Origin of the sequence: Janthinobacterium leeuwenhoeki, from assembly GCF_051380795.1 — a bacterium.
In the GTDB taxonomy this organism is placed as follows: Bacteria; Pseudomonadota; Gammaproteobacteria; order Burkholderiales; family Burkholderiaceae_D; genus Janthinobacterium.
This window is the reverse complement of the sequence record NZ_JBNYXT010000025.1, coordinates 19,591-37,273: the sequence shown is the minus strand read 5'-3', so window position 1 is coordinate 37,273 and position 17,683 is coordinate 19,591. Positions and strand designations below refer to the sequence as shown.

The following is a 17,683-nucleotide window of genomic DNA, read 5'->3' as shown; positions in this document are numbered from 1 at the left end:
GGAGATAGCGGGACCGGGTGCCCTAAAGCAGGGAATCGCGCACGACGCCGCGTGCGGCCATGGCGCGCTTCAGTTTAATTAGCGCTTCCTGCTGGATCTGGCGCACGCGCTCGCGCGTCACGCCCATTTCCTCGGCCAGGGTTTCCAGGGTGGCCGGGTCGTCATTGTCGAGGCCGAAACGGCGCATGATCACCACGCGCTGCTTGTCGGGCAGCTTGGTCAGCCAGTCGCGCACCAGCACCGTCATTTCATGGTGTTCGGCGCGCGCGTCGGGGCTGTCTTCGCTGGCGCCGGGCAGCATGTCCATCAGCGACGATTGCGGGTCGTTGTCGAGCGGTGCGTCGAGCGAAGTGGCGTGCTCGGACAGGGCCAGGATATCCTGCACCTCTTCCACAGGACGCCCCACCAGGTGGGCGATGTCTTCCGCAGTGGCATCCTTGCCATCGTGGTGCTGGGCTTCCAGGTGGTATTTGCCGCGCAGGATCTGGTTCAGTTCGCGCACCATGTGCACGGGCAGGCGCACCGTGCGCGCCTGGTTCATGATGGCGCGCTCGATGCTCTGGCGTATCCACCAGGTGGCGTAGGTGGAAAAGCGGAAACCGCGCTCGGGCTCGAACTTGTCGATGGCCCGCATCAGGCCGATGTTGCCCTCTTCGATCATGTCGAGCAAGACCACGCCACGGTTGATGTAATGCTTGGCGATCGACACGACCAGGCGCAGGTTGTGCTCGATCATGGTTTGCCGGGCTTCGAAATTGCCCTGCTTGGCGAGGGTGGCGTAATGCACCTCTTGCGCCGCCGTCAGCAGTGGCCGCGTGCCGATCTGGTTCAGATAGTGCTGTGTGGTATCGGTCGACAGCTCGGCCGCCAGCACTTTTTTCAGTTCATCGACACTTTCGACCAGCACGCTGACGCTGGCCACCTCGACGCCCTCGACCGCATCGACGGCGTCAATACCGTCGAGTTCGCCGGCATCGTCCATCACGACTTCGTCTGCCCCATCTTCCGGCAGTTCCGGGTCATCGTCCAGCTGGTCGTGCGGCGCGTGTGTCATTGCTTTACCTAACGGTTAGGCAGGAATTTCGAAGGGTCGACAGGCTTGCCCTGCTGGCGGATTTCAAAGTGCAGCTTCACGCGGTCGGCATCGGAATCGCCCATTTCGGCGATGGCCTGGCCTTTGTTGACGTTCTGCCCTTCCTTCACCAGAATGCTGCGGTTATGCGCATAAGCCGACAATAAGCTATTACTGTGCTTCACGATAACAAGATTACCATAACCACGGATTCCGCTCCCGGCATACATGACTTTTCCCGCACCGGCGGCCACCACTTGCTGGCCCGCCTTGCCGGCGATATCGACGCCCTTGTTCTTGCCTTCGTCGAAAGTGCCGATGACCTTGCCTTCAGAAGGCCACATCCAGCTGATTTTCTCGTCGCCAGGCGCCGATGCCGCTGGGGCTGCCGCGGCGGCGGCCGGTGCGGTGGCGACGGCTGCTGCCGGAGCTGGCTTGACGTCGCCGCTGCCGCCATCGGCGCGCAGCTCGGCCAGGGTGGCGTCGGAATACGCGCGCTTTTCGCCGCGCGGGCCCGTTTTCTTCGGCACGACAGGCGCGGCCGGCTTGACTTCCGTCACCGGCGGCATGACGATAGCCGACGTTTGCGCGCCGCCCGTGTCGCCATTTGGCGGCAACACGCGCAGCACCTGGTCGACCTTGATGTCATTCGGGTTGCTCAAATCATTCCAGACCACCAGGTCGCGGTAATTCTGGCCGTGTTCGAGGGCGATGCGCAACAGGGTATCGCCACGCTTGACCGTGTAATAAGCCGGGTCGCGGTCGCGCGGATCGCTGGCGGCGGCGCTGCTGCTCGATGGGTGACGCTCCACCACGGGCGCCTGGACGCCCGTGGTGCCGCAACCGCTCAACAGTGCGGCCAAGGTGATGCTACATAGAAGTATGTTACTTTTCTTAATCATTCGCATGTAATTGTATGTCCTGCTTGCTAGCTGATCCGGGGATCATATGGTGCCCGGGCGCAAAGGCACGAAATGGCAATCTTCCAGGGTCTGGCTGGTCCATTCCATTTTCCCCACCCGGGTAATGAGTTGTAAATGTTGCAATTTAGCTCCCACTGGCGCAACCAGACGCCCGCCGGGCGCCAGCTGTTCCAGCAAGGCTTGCGGGACTTCCAGGCCGGCTGCGGCAAGGATGATCCCGTCGAAGGGCGCCGCCTGCGGCAGGCCAAGCATACCATCTCCATACTGCAAGCGCAGATTTGACACGCGCAGCGGACGCAGATTGGCCTTCGCCAGCTCGTGCAAGGGCCGGATGCGCTCGATCGAATACACCTCTTTCGCCACCAGCGACAGCACTGCCGCCTGGTAGCCACAACCCGTGCCGATTTCCAGCACGCGCTGCAAGCTGCCACCCTGGCGCATCACTTCGATCATGCGCGCCACGATGTACGGCTGCGAAATGGTCTGGTGGTGGCCGATGGGCAAGGAGGCATCGATATACGCCTGCGACGCCAGTGCCTCGTCCATGAACAGGTGGCGCGGCACGGCTTGCATGGCGTCCAGCACCACCTGGTCCTTGACGCCCTGCTTCGCCACGCGGGCCACCATGGCCCGGCGCACGGCCTCCGAAACGAGCGGGTTTTGGCGTGGCGGCGAGATCACCGCCGGCTGCGCCCGCTCATTGGCAATGGCCTGGGCGCGCGACGGCGCAATGGCCGCGTGCGCGCCGTACGGCTGCGCAACACCGCGCGCCGCGTTTTGCGCCGCATTCTGCGTGGCCGTCTGCGGCGTGGCGATCCTGGACTGGGCCAGCGACTGCCCCCCGCCCTGCCTGGCGGGCTTGCCGGCCAGCGAATCGAGGGTAAGGGGGAAGGTACGCGGCTTATCGGTCATCGTGAGCGGTCATGCCAGGCCTTTTGCCAGTGCATCGAGTTGGGTGGTATGCGTCAGGTCGATCTGCAGCGGCGTGATCGATACTTGTCCATGTTCAACGGCATGGAAGTCCGTGCCCGGGCCGCCTTCCTTGGCAGCGCCGGCCGGCCCGATCCAGAAGATTTCACGGCCGCGGGGGTCGAGCGCGCGAATCACGGGCTCGGCCGAATGGCGCTTGCCCAGGCGCGTGGCCACCACGCCTTGCAATTGCGCGTAAGGAATGGCGGGGATATTCACATTCAGCAGATACGGTTTCTGCAGGGCGTCAAACTGGCGCTCGACGATTTCCCTGGCCACGCGGGCGGCCGCATCCAGGTTGGCCCAGCCGAACTGCGACTGGGAAAAGGCGATGGCGGGAATGCCGAACAGATAGCCTTCCGTGGCGGCCGCCACGGTGCCCGAATACAGGGTATCGTCGCCCATGTTGGGGCCATTATTGATGCCGGACACCACCAGGTCAGGACGCTCGATGAGCATGCCCGTCAGCGCCACGTGCACGCAGTCGGTGGGCGTGCCGTTGACAAAATAAAAGCCGTTGGCGGCCTTGTGCACGGACAAGGGCCGGTCCAGGGACAGCGAATTGGACGCGCCCGATCGGTTGCTGTCGGGCGCCACCACGACGATCTCGGCAATGGGTGCGAGCGCGTCGGCCAGGGCCGCCAGGCCAGGCGCCAGGTAACCGTCGTCGTTACTGATAAGAATTCTCATATCGAGATTTTACCCGAAGCAATGCCAACACTGCGCGTACCGCGCGCCGATAGTCAGCATTATTTGTGCCGCCACGCGGACATGGCGCGCGGCGTCAGCGCTGTTCGATGCGCGCCTCCGACAATGCCCCTTCCAGCGCCTGCACTTCATCCTCTTGCAAGGCCAGCAAGGCGTTCAGGTTGCCTTGCAACTTGTACATTCTTTTCAGCTGCGCCATGCCGCGCCTGCGCAGCTTGCCCGGCACGCCCGGGCGCAGCAGGCAAGACTTCAAATGCTCAGCCAGTTCACCCGTCTGCGCATACTGTTCGCGCTCTATCATGCCTTGCAACATCGAGATCATGCTGACCAGGGTGTCCGGTTCGGCCCCTTCGTGTTCGTTGACGCGGCCGGCAAGGATGGTTGCCTGCAAATGCCGCGCGCCGTCCAGCACGCTGTCCGCATGTCCCGTGACGGGCGCATTCAAGAGCCGATCGCTGCCGCTGAGCACGGCGTCTTCCAGCAGGCGTGCCGCCGCGCTGTCGCCCTGCTGCTGCAAGGTGCTGGCCAATTGCGTCTTGCTGTGCAAGGTATCGAGGTGGTCTTCGCCCAGCAGGCGCGCATGCACTTCCAGCACCTGTTCCTGCACGCTGCGCGCCGCATCGAGCTCACCGCGCCGCAGCAGCGCCTCGGCCAGCTTGCGCTGGCTCATCAGGGTTTCCGGATGGTCGAGCCCGCGCGTGCGCTCGCGCGCCGCCACCTGATCTTCATGCAACTGGCGCGCGCCGGCCCAGTCGCCCTGCCCGGCCACGACATCGGCCAGCAAGTCGCGCGTGGCCAGGGTGGCCGCATGGTCGTTGCCCAGGCGCCGCTCCTGCGCCTGCAGCACGGCAACGAACATGCGCCGCGCGCCTTCCAGGTCGCCTTCGTGCCCCAGCGCCTGCGCCAGGGCCAGCTTGCTGCGCAAAGTATCGCCATGCTCGGCGCCGAACAGGCGCTCGCGCGCCGCCACCACCGTGGCCAGCACTTGCTGCGCCTGCGCCAGCCGGCCCATGCGCAGCAAGGTGGCGGCGCGGCCATCCATCGCTTCCAGGGTCAGCGGATGCTCGCCGCCCAGCTGGCGCGCGTAACTTGCCAGCACCGCATCCTGCAGCAGCAGCGCCGCCGCCAGTTCCCCCTGCAGCAACAGGGTTTTCGCCAGGCAAGCCCCGGCGGCCAGGGTGTCGGGATGTTCGCTGCCCTGCACGCGCTCGCGCACGTCGAGCACGTCTTCTTCCAGGAAGCGGGCTTCATCGAGCTTGCCCAGCTGGCGCAGCAGGCGCGCCATGCCGCTCTTGCAGGCCAGGCTGTCGGGATGTTCCTCGCCCAGCAGGCGCACGCGGATCTCGACGCTCTGGCGGTAGGCATCGAGCGCCTGCGCGCTGCGCCCGTCCTTGCGGTACAGCTCGCCCAAGCGGGCCAGGTCGCGCGCCAGCGGCAGGGCCACGGCACGGCCCGGTTCGAGCAGCAAGGCCTGGCGCGCTTCGCCGATAGCGCCCAGCAAGGCGATTTCAAGGCTCGATTGCCATGGAAAATAGCCGCCCGTCAGCCAGTGCAAAAACGCTTCAAAGGTGCGCGTGAGGGAAAAGCGGTCGCCGCCCTGGTCTATGCGCACGGCCAATTGTTCGCCATAGGCAAAGGTTTTCGTCTGCTGCAGCTGGACTTCGTCGAAATAGCTGTCGAGGGCGATCTGCGGCAAGCCGTAGGAAGTGCGCAGCAGGCGCTCGAACATGGGCTGGAAGCCGGCGATGCCCTTGTGCGCATCGCCGCGGCGCCACTCGGCGCGCTGCGCGCCGTCGCCCATTTCTATGCGCGAAGGCAAGGGGTACACGAGCAGCGGACGCTGTTCGTCTTCATGGCTGCGGCGGTACTCGATGGCCCGCCTGACGAGCGCATCGACGCCTTCCAGGCTTTGCCGGTTCGGCGTGAAGACCACCACCAGCTTTCTCGGCAGCAAAGTGGCGCAGATGCCGGCGCTGTCCGTGCGGCCCGTGCGCGAATCGACCAGCACGTAGCGGAAGTGCTGGGCCAGGGTATCGGCGAAGCAGCGGAACAGGGCCGGGCAAGTGTCGAACAGCTGATCCCAGCGCATTTGCGCCAGGCGCTCGCTGTAGCTGGCGTCGAAGCGCCCGGCGCGCATCAGGTACAGCGGGCTGCCCTGATCGACGCGCACCACGTACTGCTGCCAGTCGATGGCGTCGAGCACCCGCTGGGCCAGCGCCGCGTCCTCGCGCCCCCCATCTTCGCGCCCCCTGGCCTGCCCGCCGGCGCGCGCGCCCGCCGTTTCCAGGCTGATGCGCTCGATCTGCTGGCGGCACGCCTCGAAGAACTCGAGCACGCCCGGCCGCTCCTCGTGCTGCTCGAAATAATGGTGCAGGCCCGGCGCTTCCATGTCCCAGTCCAGCATCAGCACGGGCACGCTGGCGTTTTCACGGCGCGCCAGCAGCACGGCGATGTTCGACAGCGCCATGCTGCGGCCGGTGCCGCCCTTGTAGGAATAGAAGGTGACGACTTCGCCAGGGGCGCTCAAAGGCGGCAGGGAGAGGCGTTGGCATTCCATGACGGGACCTTTTACGTGATTAACGGGGAAAGTGGGGAGGCGGAACGGCGCGCCATTCCGGCGGGATGGCGGGCAACACGAAACGGCTGCAATCGTGGCCGGGCGGTGTTGAGCGCTTGAGCAAGTGGTAATGCGTGGCGATGCGCTGCACGATGCGTTCAATATCGGGCAGGTATTGCGGATTCGATTTCAGGTCGCCGCTGGCCAGGGTATAGCCGGAAAAATCGACGTACAGGCCCGACTCCGTGATTTGCGGCGGCAAGCCGTCCGGATGGCGCGTCATGATGATGGGGATGATCAGGTGGCTGGGCAGCGCATACCAGGCGCGCCGCTCCTGCTCGATCAGCTGCATGGCGGCAAATTCGCGCCGCGTATAGCCATGTGCTTCATATTTGGGCGTGTACAGCACGATCATGCAAACGCTCTGGCACATGGCGCGCGCCACGCGCAGGTCGATATCGTCGCCGCCGCCCAGCTGTTCGCTATCGATGAACAGGACTTCCTCGCGGTCAAGATGCGGTTCCAGATAGCAAGCAAGCGCCTCGATGAGGTCATTCTTGAACTTGTTCATGAACGCATATTGGCCGTGTGCATAGCTCAAGAAACAGCCGTAGCGGATCTCCATGGCATCCCCCTGGTCCCCGTGCGGCCCTGCCATCGCCGCGCCTTGATCCTGCAAGGCATGAGCTCACTGTAGACCGCTCGGCAACAGCCCTGTTTGCGCTGGCGCAAAGATGTGTCTGGCGTCCTGGACATGCGTCACAATGCCAGAAACTGGCGCGTTCATGCCGCTTTTTGGCATGTCAGGTGCGCAAGCCGGCGCCGCGCAAAAAGCGCTACTCGCTTGATAACAAAGGAAAATAAGCCGGCGCGCGGATGGCGCCGGCAACGAAGACTTAAGCGCCCTTGGCGGGCAGGTTGCGGAAGAACTCCACCACTTCGTTTGTATCGCGCGTGCGCTTGAACGGTGGCAGGCTTTGCCAGATGCGCTTGCCGTACGGCTTGGAAATGAGGCGCGGATCGCAGATCATCAGCACGCCCCGGTCGCCCTCATCGCGGATCAGCCTGCCCGCGCCCTGCTTCAGGTTAATGATGGCTTCCGGCAGCGAATGGTGCATGAAACCATTCTTGCCCTGTTTTTCCATCACTTCGATGCGCGCCGCCAGCACCGGGTCGTCGGGCGGCGCAAACGGCAGCTTGTCGATGATCACCAGAGACAAGGCATCGCCGCGCACGTCGACGCCTTCCCAGAAGCTCTGGCTACCGATCAGCACGCCATTGCCGGCCGCGCGGAACTGGTCCAGCAATTCCGTGCGACCCTTTTCCCCCTGCACGAACAGGGGGAAGTTCAGGCCCCGCTGCTTGAACTCGTCGGCCAGGCGCTCGGCGGCGCGCTTCACGGCGCGCAAGGTGGTGCACAGGAAGAAGGTGCGCCCGCCCGCCGCCTCGATGATGGGCAGGGCGCAGTCGATGACGGCATCCGTATAGCCCAGCGAATTGGGCTGCGGCAGGTTTTGCGGTACGAACAGCAAGCCTTGCTGGCCATAGTCAAACGGACTCGGCCACGTATGCGACGGTTCGCCCGTCAAGCCCATCTGTTCGGAAAAATGCTTGAAGTCGTTTTTCACGGCCAGGGTGGCCGACGTGAAAATCCAGCTGCGCGGCGTGCCTTCGCGCTGGTTATTGAAGATCGGCGCGATCGACAATGGCGTTTTATGCAACTGCAAGGAACTGGAAAACGCTTCCACCCAGAACACGGCTTCTTCGCCAGCCGCCACTTTCGCCTTCGGATCGAACTTCCAGCCGCTCAGCTGCTGCGCCAGCTCGACGCCGCGCACCCTGCACTGCTCCAGGGTTTCTGCCCGTTCCGCCTGGGTTTCCAGCACGGCGACCATGCCGTCGAGCTCATCCTTGAGGGTGTCGAGTGCGGGGAAAAAGTCGCTCGACGGGGCGATCTGCGGCAAGGACAGGCGCACGATATCCTGCGGGAAGGTCAAACGCAGGTCGCGCGCCGCCTTTTCCACCACCGTCACCGTCTTGGCCCAGTCGATGCCGCGCGCGTGCGCCAGGCCCTCGGCCAGCACGTCGCGGCACAGTTCCAGGATTTGCGAGGTGGACACCGTATTACCAAAGAACAAGGTCGCCGTATCGGGCAGCTGGTGCGCCTCATCGAAGATGATGGTGTTGGCCGAAGGCAGCAATTCCGCCACGCCCGTGTCCTTCAGGGCCACGTCGGCAAAGAACAAATGGTGGTTGACCACCACCACGTCGGCCTGCTGGGCTTCCTTGCGGGCCTTCATGACGAAGCAATCCTGGTAATACTGGCATTCGGCGCCCATGCAGGTGTCGCGCGTGGACGTCACCAGGTTCCAGATCATGGCGTTTTCCGGCACCTTGGTCAGCTCGGCCTTGTCGCCCGAGCTGGTCATCTTGATGAAGCGCGAGATTTCGCGCAAATGGCCCACGTCGTCGCGCGACGTCATGCGCCCGTTCTGCAGGGTGCGTTCCAGGTGGTAATGACAGACGTAGTTCGAGCGGCCTTTGAGCAAGGCGACGGAAACCGGCGCCTGCAGCGCGGCGCGCACGGTGGGTATATCGCGCAGGAACAATTGGTCCTGCAAGTTCTTCGTGCCGGTAGATACAATGGTCTTGCCGCCCCACATCAGGGCCGGCACCAGATAGGCGAAGGTCTTGCCGGTGCCCGTACCCGCCTCGGCGATCAAGGTCGTCTGGCTGTCGATGGCGCTGGCGATGGCTTTCGCCATTTCCGTTTGCGAACGGCGCGGCTTGTAGCTGCCCACGGCCGGGCCGAGCGGGCCGCCGGCGCCGAACAGGCGTTCGATGTCGGCATCGTGCTTGCCAGGCGCCGCCTGCGGTTCGGCTGGCAGATCGGCAGGCTGGCCATCTGGGTTTACTGGCAATAAATTGTGATCGGTCAAAATATACTTAGGTGAAGGCTGGACTGGACGCTACTGGCGCCCCTCAGGCGGGAACGTCGGGCACCAACTGCATTTTCAGCAAGGTGATGTGATCCTTCAATTGCAATTTGCGCTTTTTCAGGCGCCGCAGTTGCAGCTCGTCATGGTGGCCATCGAGTATCAGCAACTCGATGACGGCATCAAGGTCGCGGTGTTCCACGTTGAGTTCAATCAGGCGCCGCTCTATTTGCTGTGCATCGCTCATGTATTGCGTTCCAGGCAGTGTTGGTAACAGTGTTGGTAAACCGGCGCGCGCAGCGTACGCAGGCAGCCATTGGCGTAGTTTAACCTGCCGCGCGCCTTAGGGCACGCCATTTCCGGCCTGCCCCTGCGCGGCGGTGTTATTTCGCAGGCGGCGCAGGCACAGCAACGGCCGGCGTGCTGGCAGCAGCGGCCGCCTTGGCCGCCTTGGCCTGCGCTTCGGCCTGGCGCTCGGCCAGGCGTTGCGCCACGCGTTTCTGGCGCGCCACGGCGTCCGCCTGCTTGCGCGCATAGGCCGCTTCACGGGCCGCGCGGCGCGGGGCTTCGGCGGCATCGGCGGCAGCCTGTTTCGCCACCTTCGCCGCTTGCGCAGCCTCGCGCTCGGCAACGCTCTTGCCTTCCGGCTTGGGCGGCGCCGGCTCGGGCGCGACCACTTTCACGGGCTTGGGCAAGGCCGCGGCCCGCTGCTCGGCGTCCAGGCGCGCACTTTCCTGCGTCCGGGCCAGGTCGATATCGCGCAGGCGCACGGACTCGGCCCGCTTGAAGTAGTTCGCTTCCGCGTCGACGGCGCGCAGGCGCACGAGGATCACGCGGCGCTTTTCCTTGGCCTGATCCAGGCAGTTATTCACGAAAAACTTGTCGTAACACGCAAGTTCGCGCGCGGCAAACTCGTTTTCCGCCGCCTCGCGCTCGCGGGCCGACTGCTTCAGCTTGGCGTCCGCTTCTTCCACCGACAAGGTGGCGGGCACCTGCGGCGCTCCGACCTCATCCAATGCCGCGGCACCCTGGTGCGCGCAGGCGGACAACGCCAGGACCAGGCCCAGCGCCGCGCCCAGCTTATATAGTGTATTTGCCATCATGTTCATTATCCCTGCCTCAAACGATTGCATCGGCCGCGCCGCGCTGTTCTTTTTCCATGTATTCGCGCGATTGCATCTCGATGATACGCGAAACGGTGCGGTGAAACTCGTTGGCCAGCATGCCGTTCGTGTACAACTCATCAGGCGCCACTTCGGCCGACATGATCAGCTTAACCTTCTGGTCATAAAACACGTCGATCAGCCAGGTAAAGCGGCGCGCCTCGGACGACTGCGCCGCCGACATGGCCGGTATGCCGGACAATATCACCGTATGGAAGCGGCTGGCGATTTCCAGGTAATCATTTTGCGAGCGGGGACCGCCGCACAAGGTGGCGAAATCGAACCAGATGATGCCGCCGGCGCGGCGCAGGCAGTGGATTTCGCGGCTCTCGATGCGGATGCGCGCGTCTTCGTCCGCCGTCTCGGCGATGCGCGTGTAAGCGTCGCGCAAGGCTTTGTCGGTGGCGGCGCCCAGCGGCGTGTAGTAACTTTCCACCTGTTCCAGCGCGCGGCCCCGGTAATCGACGCCCGCGTCGACGTTCATCACGTCGAGCTTGTCCTTGAGCAGCGCGATGGTCGGCAGCATGCGGTCACGGTGCAGGCCGTCCGGGTACAGCAGGTCCGGATCGTAATTCGAGGTCATGATGAAAGACACGCCATTGGCGAACAGGGCCGACAGCAGGTTGTACAGGATCATCGCGTCGGCGATGTCGGAGACGTGGAATTCATCGAAACAGATGAGGCGGTATTTCTTCGCGATGCGCTTGGCCACCTCGTCGAGCGGGTCGGCCACGCCTTTCAATTCATCGAGCTGCTGGTGCACGCCGCGCATGAATTCGTGGAAGTGCAATCGCGTCTTGCGCACCAGGGGCACGACCGAGTAAAAACTGTCCATCAGGAACGATTTGCCGCGCCCCACCCCGCCCCACATGTACACGCCTTTCGGCACGGCGGGACGGTTCAGCAGGCGCTTGAAGGTGCTCGAGCGCTGGCCCTTGTAGGCCACCCACTCGTCATAGCACAGCTGCAGGCGGTCGACCGCGCGCCGTTGGGCGGCATCGGCCTTGAAATCACGCTTCTGCAACGCGTGCTGGTAAAACTCTTCTACGTTCATGGGATTCGCTTTAACGCACAAGGGCGCCGGCGGAAAAAATCCGCGAGCGCCCCTGTAGGACTAACTACAATTAAAAGTTCAACGTGCGCTTGTCAACAGCCAGTGCCGCTTCCTTGGTCGCTTCCGACAGGGATGGGTGAGCGTGGCAGATGCGCGCGATGTCTTCGGCCGAGGCCTTGAATTCCATCGCCACGACGGCTTCGGAAATCAGTTCGGACGCCATAGGGCCGACGATATGCACGCCGAGGATTTCATCGGTCGTCGCATCGGCCAGGAATTTCACCATGCCCGAAGTGTCGCCCAGCGCGCGCGCACGGCCGTTGGCCATGAACGGGAAGGTGCCTGCCTTGTAGGCGATGCCTTCGGCCTTCAGGGTTTGCTCGGTCTTGCCGACCCACGCGATTTCCGGCGAGGTGTAGATCACCCAGGGAATCGTGTTGAAGTTGGTGTGACCGTGCTGGCCAGCGATACGCTCGGCCACGGCAACGCCTTCTTCTTCCGCCTTGTGCGCCAGCATCGGGCCGCGCACGACGTCGCCCACTGCCCACACGTTCGGCAGGTTGGTCTTGCAGTCGCCGTCGACGGCGATGAAGCCGCGTTCGTCCAGCTGCAGGCCGACTTTATCGGCACCCAGGCCATTCGTGTTCGGCGTACGGCCGATCGAAATGATCAGTTTGTCGAACACGGCTTTTTGCGCTTCGCCCTTGGCGTCCACGTATTCCACGGTGACGTCTTTCTTGCCTGGCGTGATCGCACCGATCTTGCAACCGAGGTTGATCTTCAAGCCTTGCTTGGTGAACAGCTTCGACGCTTCCTTGGCGATCTGCTCGTCGACGGCGCCCAGGAAGACCGGCAGGCCTTCCAGCACGGTGACGTCGGAACCCAGACGGCGCCAGACGCTGCCCATTTCCAGACCGATCACGCCGGCACCGATGACGCCCAGCTTGGCTGGTACGGCGTCGATGGCCAGTGCGCCCGTGTTCGACAGGATCAGTTTCTCGTCGAAAGGTGCGCCCGGCAGTTCGCGTGCGTTCGAACCCGTGGCGATGACCACGTGCTTGGCCGTCAAGGTTTCGTTGGCTTCGCCCGTCACGCTGATCTCATACGCGCCAGCGGCGGCAGCAGCGAAAGCGGCGCGGCCGTGGAAGAAGGCGATCTTGTTCTTCTTGAACAGGTACAGGATGCCGTCGTTGTTTTGCTTGACGACGGTGTCTTTGCGCTTGAGCATCTGGCCCAGGTTCAGCTTCAGGCCGGCGACGTCGATACCGTGCTCGGCGAAGCTGTGGCCCGCGTGTTCGAAATGCTCGGACGATTGCAGCAGTGCTTTCGACGGGATGCAGCCGACGTTGGTGCAGGTACCGCCAGGCGCGGCGCCGCCCTTGGCATTCGACCACTCGTCGACGCAAGCGACGGAAAAGCCCAGCTGCGCTGCGCGGATGGCGGCGATGTAGCCGCCAGGGCCCGCACCGATGACAACTACGTCAAATTGTTTAGTACTCATGTTTTGTTATTCCAATCTCTTCGTCTGGTACGAAAATCCACAATAGAAGGTAAATCACCACGCCGAAGCCGAAGGTCAATGTAAACAGGACGAAGACGAGGCGCCAGATCCACGCTTCCATGCCGGAAGCGCGGCCCAGGCCGCCACACACGCCACCGAGCCAGCGGTCGTTGCGCGAACGGCGCAGGCGGCTGAATTCCTGCACCAGGTCGTTCGCCGGGCCGGAGTCGGATGGACTGTCCGATTTGTCCAGGTTGATATTGCTCAGGAGCTTGGCTTTCGCTTGCGCGAATTCCGCGTCGCTCAGGGCGCCCGCCAGGTGCAACTCGTGCAGACGCTTGATTTCTTCAGAGATGTTCATGGGAATCCTCTTTCATTGAGATCAGCCAGCTGCGTCTTCTGGCAAGGGGTATCAGCTACATTGCCCCGGCGGCAACGCCGGGGGACTACGGTGCTTACAGGTCCAGCAGCAGGCGTGCAGGATCTTCCAGCGCTTCTTTCATCGCCACCAGGCCCAGGACGGCTTCGCGGCCGTCGATGATGCGGTGGTCGTAGGACATGGCCAGGTAGTTCATCGGACGCACCACGATCTGGCCGTTTTCCACGACAGCGCGGTCCTTGGTCGCATGCACGCCCAGGATGGCCGATTGCGGCGGGTTGATGATCGGGGTCGACAGCATGGAGCCGAAGGTACCGCCGTTCGAGATCGAGAACGTGCCGCCCGTCAGGTCGTCCAGGGTCAGCTTGCCTTCCTTGGCTTTGGCGCCGAATTCACCGATTTTTTTCTCGATGTCGGCGATCGACAGCTGGTCCGCGTTGCGGATGATAGGCACGACCAGGCCGCGTGGCGAACCGACAGCGATGCCGATGTCGAAGTAGCCGTGGTAGACGATGTCGTTGCCATCAACGGAGGCATTGATGATCGGGTACTTTTTCAGGGCGGCGACGGCTGCCTTGACGAAGAAGGACATGAAGCCCAGCTTGACGCCGTGCTCTTTCTCGAACTTGTCCTTGTACTTGTTGCGCAGATCGATGACCGGCTGCATGTTCACTTCATTGAACGTGGTCAGGATGGCGTTCGTCGATTGCGATTGCAGCAGGCGCTCGGCGATACGTGCGCGCAGGCGGCTCATCGGCACGCGCTCTTCAGGGCGGTCACCCAGGCTGGCGGCCGACGGCGTGGCAACTTGTTGCAGCGCTGGCTTGGCAGCGGCTGGCGCCAGTGGCGCGACAGCTGGCTTGGCGGAAGCAGCCAGGGCGTCGCCCTTGGTCACGCGGCCATCTTTGCCGGAACCGGCGACGTCGCCAGCGGACAGACCTTTTTCGGACAGTATCTTGGCAGCGGCAGGCATGGCGACATCGCCTTTGGTCGCAGCGGCAGGCGCCGTAGCGTTAGCGGTGTCTTGCGCAGCGGCCGCCAGGGCTGGCGCAGGAACAGCGGACACTTCCATCGGGCTGACCTTGGCCGAACCGTCGGTGTCGATGATGGCGATGACTTCGCCGGCGACGACGGTGGCGCCGTCAGCCTTGATGATTTGCACGATCACGCCAGCGGCAGGTGCCGGCAGTTCCAGCACTACTTTATCGGTTTCGATATCGATCATGTTTTCGTCGCGCGCGACTGGCTCGCCGACTTTCTTGTGCCATGCGAGCAGGGTCGCTTCTGCAACCGATTCCGACAACTGGGGAACTTTGACTTCGATTTGTGCCATGTAAAACTCCGTTTATTTTGTTATTGCGGCGCCGCCCCTGCGTAGCAAGGGCGGCGCTCCGTCATGATGTATGCGAGCTCCTGCCACTTACTTGGTCAGGATAAAACCCTTCAGCTTCGAGAATGCCGTTTCCAGCAGATCTTTTTGCTGGGCGTAGTGCTTGTCATAGTAACCGACAGCAGGCGACGCCGAAGCAGGACGGCCGGCGTAGGCCAGACGTTGACCCGATTCCAGGCCTTCGAAGATGTTGTGCTGGATCTGGAACCAGGCGCCCTGGTTTTGCGGCTCGTCCTGCGTCCAGACGACTTCGACCAGGTTCGGGAACTTCTTCAGTTCAGCAGCGAACGACTTGTGCGGGAACGGATACAGCTGTTCCAGGCGCACGATGGCCGTGTCGGTCTGGCCACGGGTCTTGCGTGCGTTGACCAGGTCGTAATAGACCTTGCCCGAGCAGGCGACCACGCGCTTGACTTTCTTGGCGTCGATTTTGTCGTCGACTTCGCCGATGACGGTCTGGAAACCACCCTTGGCCAGGTCGGTCAGCGGCGAACCGGCATCCTTGTTGCGCAACAGCGACTTCGGCGTCAGGATGACCAGCGGCTTGCGGAACTGGCGCACCATCTGGCGGCGCAGCAAATGGAAGATCTGCGAAGCCGTCGTCGGCTGCACCACTTGCATGTTGTTGTCTGCGCACAGCTGCAGGAAACGCTCAGGACGCGCGGACGAGTGCTCAGGACCCTGGCCTTCGTAACCGTGCGGCAGCATCATGACCAGGCCCGAAGCGCGGCCCCACTTCACTTCGCCGGAGCTGATGAATTGGTCAATCACCACTTGCGCGCCGTTGGCGAAGTCGCCGAACTGGGCTTCCCAGATCGTCAGGGTGTTCGGTTCAGCGGTCGAGTAGCCGTATTCGAAGGCCAGTACGGCTTCTTCGGACAGCACCGAGTCGATGACGGTGAACGGCGCCTGGTTGTCCGAGACGTTTTGCAGCGGAATGTAGGTACCTGCATCCCAACGCTCGCGGTTCTGGTCATGCAAGACGGCGTGGCGGTGCACGAAGGTGCCGCGGCCGGCGTCCTGGCCCGTCAGGCGGATGGCGTAGCCGGACGATACCAGCGAAGCGTAGGCCAGGTGTTCGCCCATGCCCCAGTCCAGGTTCATTTCGCCACGACCCATGGTGCCGCGGTCGCCCAGTACTTTTTCCACCAGCGAGTGGACCTTGAAGTCTTCCGGCACAGTGGTGATGCGGGTGGCCAGGCGTTTCAGTTCGGTCATCGGCACGGCAGTGTCGGCCGAATCGGTCCATTTCTTGTTCAGGAACGGCAGCCAGTCGACGGCGTACTTGTTCTTGAAGTTCGAGATGACCGGATCGACGGTATGCTTGCCGGCGTCCATGGCGTCGCGGAAAGCGGCCACCATCTTGTCGCCGCCATCGGCAGGGATCACGCCTTGCGCTACCAGCTTGTCCGCGTACAGCTTGCGGGTGCCTGGATGCTGGCCGATCTTCTTGTACATCAGTGGCTGCGTCAGTGCCGGCGTATCTTGCTCGTTGTGGCCAAGTTTACGGTAGCAGATGATGTCGAGGACGATGTCCTTCTTGAATTCCATGCGGTAGTCGAGCGCGATCTGCGTCGCCAGTACCACGGCTTCCGGATCATCGGCGTTGATGTGCAGGACCGGTGCTTCGATCATCTTGACGACGTCCGAGCAGTACAGGGTCGAGCGGGCATCGCGCGGGTCCGAGGTGGTGAAACCGATCTGATTGTTGATCACGATATGCACCGTGCCGCCCGTATGGTAGCCACGGGTTTGCGCCAGATTCAGCGTTTCCATGACCACGCCCTGGCCGGCGAAAGCGGCATCGCCGTGCACCAGGATAGGCAGCACTTGCGCGCCCTGCGCGTCGCCGCGGCGATCCATGCGGGCCTTGACGGAACCTTCGACCACAGGGTTGACGATTTCCAGGTGCGACGGGTTGAACGCCAGCGACAGGTGGACCGGGCCGCCTGCGGTGGAGATGTCCGACGAGAAGCCTTGATGGTACTTCACGTCGCCGGCAGGCAGGTCGTCGCCATGCTTGCCTTCGAATTCTTCGAACAGTTCCTGCGGCGCCTTGCCCAGGGTGTTGACCAGCACGTTCAGGCGGCCGCGGTGGGCCATGCCGATCACGATTTCCTGCACGCCTTTTTCGCCGGCGCGCTGGATGGTTTCATCCATCGAGGCGATGAAGGTTTCGCCGCCTTCCAGGGAGAAGCGCTTCTGGCCCACGTAACGGGTGTGCAGATAGCGTTCCAGGCCTTCAGCCGCGGTCAGGCGGTCGAGGATGTGGATTTTTTTCTCTGGGGTGAAATTCGGGGTGGAGCGGATCGATTCCAGTTTCTCTTGCAACCAGCGCTTTTCGGCCGGGTCGGAGATGTACATGAATTCGGCGCCGATCGAACGCGTGTAGGTATCGCGCAGATAGTTCAGCAGATCGCGCAGGGTGGCGGTCTCGGGGCCAAAATAGGTATTGCTGATGTTGAACACGGTATCCATGTCCGCATCGCTGAAACCGTAGAAGCTCGGCTCAAGTTCAGGGATCATCGGACGTTCCTGGCGTTGCAGCGGATCCAGGTTGGCCCAGTGCGAACCGAGGTAACGGTAAGCGGCGATCAGCTGCGTGGCGGCGACGCGCTTGCGGCCCATTTCAGCATCGAAGGAAGCGGTCACTGTGCGGATCGGACCAGCTTTTGCGCGCTCGGCGAACGAGGCGACGACGGAGGCATGCGCCACGTCAGGCTTGTTGGTGCCATCGACGGCAGGCACGTGCTGCATCGCGTCGAAGTAGGAACGCCAGTTATCGGGTACCGAGCCTGGATTGTTCAGATAGGCCTCGTACAGGTCTTCCACGTACGGAGCATTCCCACCAAACAGGTAGGAGTTGGTCGTTAATTGCTGCATATATTGCTCACCTTTCTTCGCGCTTCGCGAGGAATTAGCGGGTTAATCTAACCTTCCGCGACACGGCCTGACCGGTTAGCGGATTGCACATCAAGTTGTGGGGAAGGGCTTTTTTATTGCACCAGCATTCTGCATACCGTCATTTAGA

General features: G+C 62.8%; 14 protein-coding genes. All 14 read right to left on the bottom strand.

The window, feature by feature from the left end; translation table 11 throughout:
* Positions 1-22 precede the first annotated feature (22 nt).
* Positions 23-1,054, bottom strand: coding sequence for an RNA polymerase sigma factor RpoS (gene rpoS / locus ACQ4WS_RS18225; RefSeq protein WP_436478502.1), 1,032 nt, complete (start codon positions 1,052-1,054; stop codon positions 23-25).
* A gap of 8 nt (positions 1,055-1,062) precedes the next feature.
* Entirely contained in the window at positions 1,063-1,974 is a 912-nt protein-coding gene (locus ACQ4WS_RS18220; protein ID WP_436478536.1) for a peptidoglycan DD-metalloendopeptidase family protein, read from the bottom strand.
* A gap of 42 nt (positions 1,975-2,016) precedes the next feature.
* Positions 2,017-2,907: a protein-L-isoaspartate(D-aspartate) O-methyltransferase gene (locus ACQ4WS_RS18215; protein WP_436478501.1), complete on the bottom strand. Its 891-nt coding sequence runs from the start codon at positions 2,905-2,907 to the stop codon at positions 2,017-2,019.
* Between the two features lie 9 nt (positions 2,908-2,916).
* Entirely contained in the window at positions 2,917-3,654 is a 738-nt protein-coding gene (surE, locus tag ACQ4WS_RS18210) for a 5'/3'-nucleotidase SurE (RefSeq protein WP_436478500.1), read from the bottom strand.
* A 94-nt stretch (positions 3,655-3,748) separates the two neighbouring features.
* Positions 3,749-6,229, bottom strand: a complete 2,481-nt coding sequence (locus ACQ4WS_RS18205; RefSeq protein ID WP_436478499.1) for a tetratricopeptide repeat protein — start codon at positions 6,227-6,229, stop codon at positions 3,749-3,751.
* 19 nt (positions 6,230-6,248) lie between these two features.
* Positions 6,249-6,854 (bottom strand): toll/interleukin-1 receptor domain-containing protein, encoded by a 606-nt coding sequence (locus tag ACQ4WS_RS18200; RefSeq protein ID WP_436478498.1) that lies wholly within the window; start codon positions 6,852-6,854, stop codon positions 6,249-6,251.
* A 271-nt stretch (positions 6,855-7,125) separates the two neighbouring features.
* Positions 7,126-9,168 carry a DNA repair helicase YoaA gene (gene yoaA / locus ACQ4WS_RS18195; RefSeq protein ID WP_436478497.1) on the bottom strand — a complete coding sequence of 681 codons (2,043 nt, stop codon included), beginning with the start codon at positions 9,166-9,168 and terminating at the stop codon, positions 7,126-7,128.
* 43 nt (positions 9,169-9,211) lie between these two features.
* Positions 9,212-9,412: a YdcH family protein gene (locus tag ACQ4WS_RS18190; RefSeq protein WP_034752051.1), complete on the bottom strand. Its 201-nt coding sequence runs from the start codon at positions 9,410-9,412 to the stop codon at positions 9,212-9,214.
* A gap of 136 nt (positions 9,413-9,548) precedes the next feature.
* Complete coding sequence (locus ACQ4WS_RS18185) at positions 9,549-10,268, bottom strand: hypothetical protein (protein ID WP_436478496.1); 720 nt, start codon at positions 10,266-10,268, stop codon at positions 9,549-9,551.
* Positions 10,269-10,284: 16 nt separating this feature from the next.
* A complete protein-coding gene (zapE, locus tag ACQ4WS_RS18180; protein WP_436478495.1) occupies positions 10,285-11,382 on the bottom strand; it encodes a cell division protein ZapE in 1,098 nt (365 codons plus the stop codon).
* A 70-nt stretch (positions 11,383-11,452) separates the two neighbouring features.
* On the bottom strand, positions 11,453-12,883 hold the full coding sequence (gene lpdA, locus ACQ4WS_RS18175) for a dihydrolipoyl dehydrogenase (protein WP_436478494.1): 1,431 nt from the start codon (positions 12,881-12,883) through the stop codon (positions 11,453-11,455).
* Positions 12,873-13,244 (bottom strand): PspC domain-containing protein, encoded by a 372-nt coding sequence (locus tag ACQ4WS_RS18170; RefSeq protein WP_436478493.1) that lies wholly within the window; start codon positions 13,242-13,244, stop codon positions 12,873-12,875. The genes lpdA and ACQ4WS_RS18170 overlap by 11 nt, the downstream gene beginning before the upstream one ends.
* Before the next feature lie 94 nt (positions 13,245-13,338).
* Positions 13,339-14,595: a 2-oxoglutarate dehydrogenase complex dihydrolipoyllysine-residue succinyltransferase gene (gene odhB, locus ACQ4WS_RS18165; protein ID WP_436478492.1), complete on the bottom strand. Its 1,257-nt coding sequence runs from the start codon at positions 14,593-14,595 to the stop codon at positions 13,339-13,341.
* Between the two features lie 87 nt (positions 14,596-14,682).
* On the bottom strand, positions 14,683-17,535 hold the full coding sequence (locus tag ACQ4WS_RS18160) for a 2-oxoglutarate dehydrogenase E1 component (protein WP_436478491.1): 2,853 nt from the start codon (positions 17,533-17,535) through the stop codon (positions 14,683-14,685).
* Positions 17,536-17,683 lie beyond the last annotated feature (148 nt).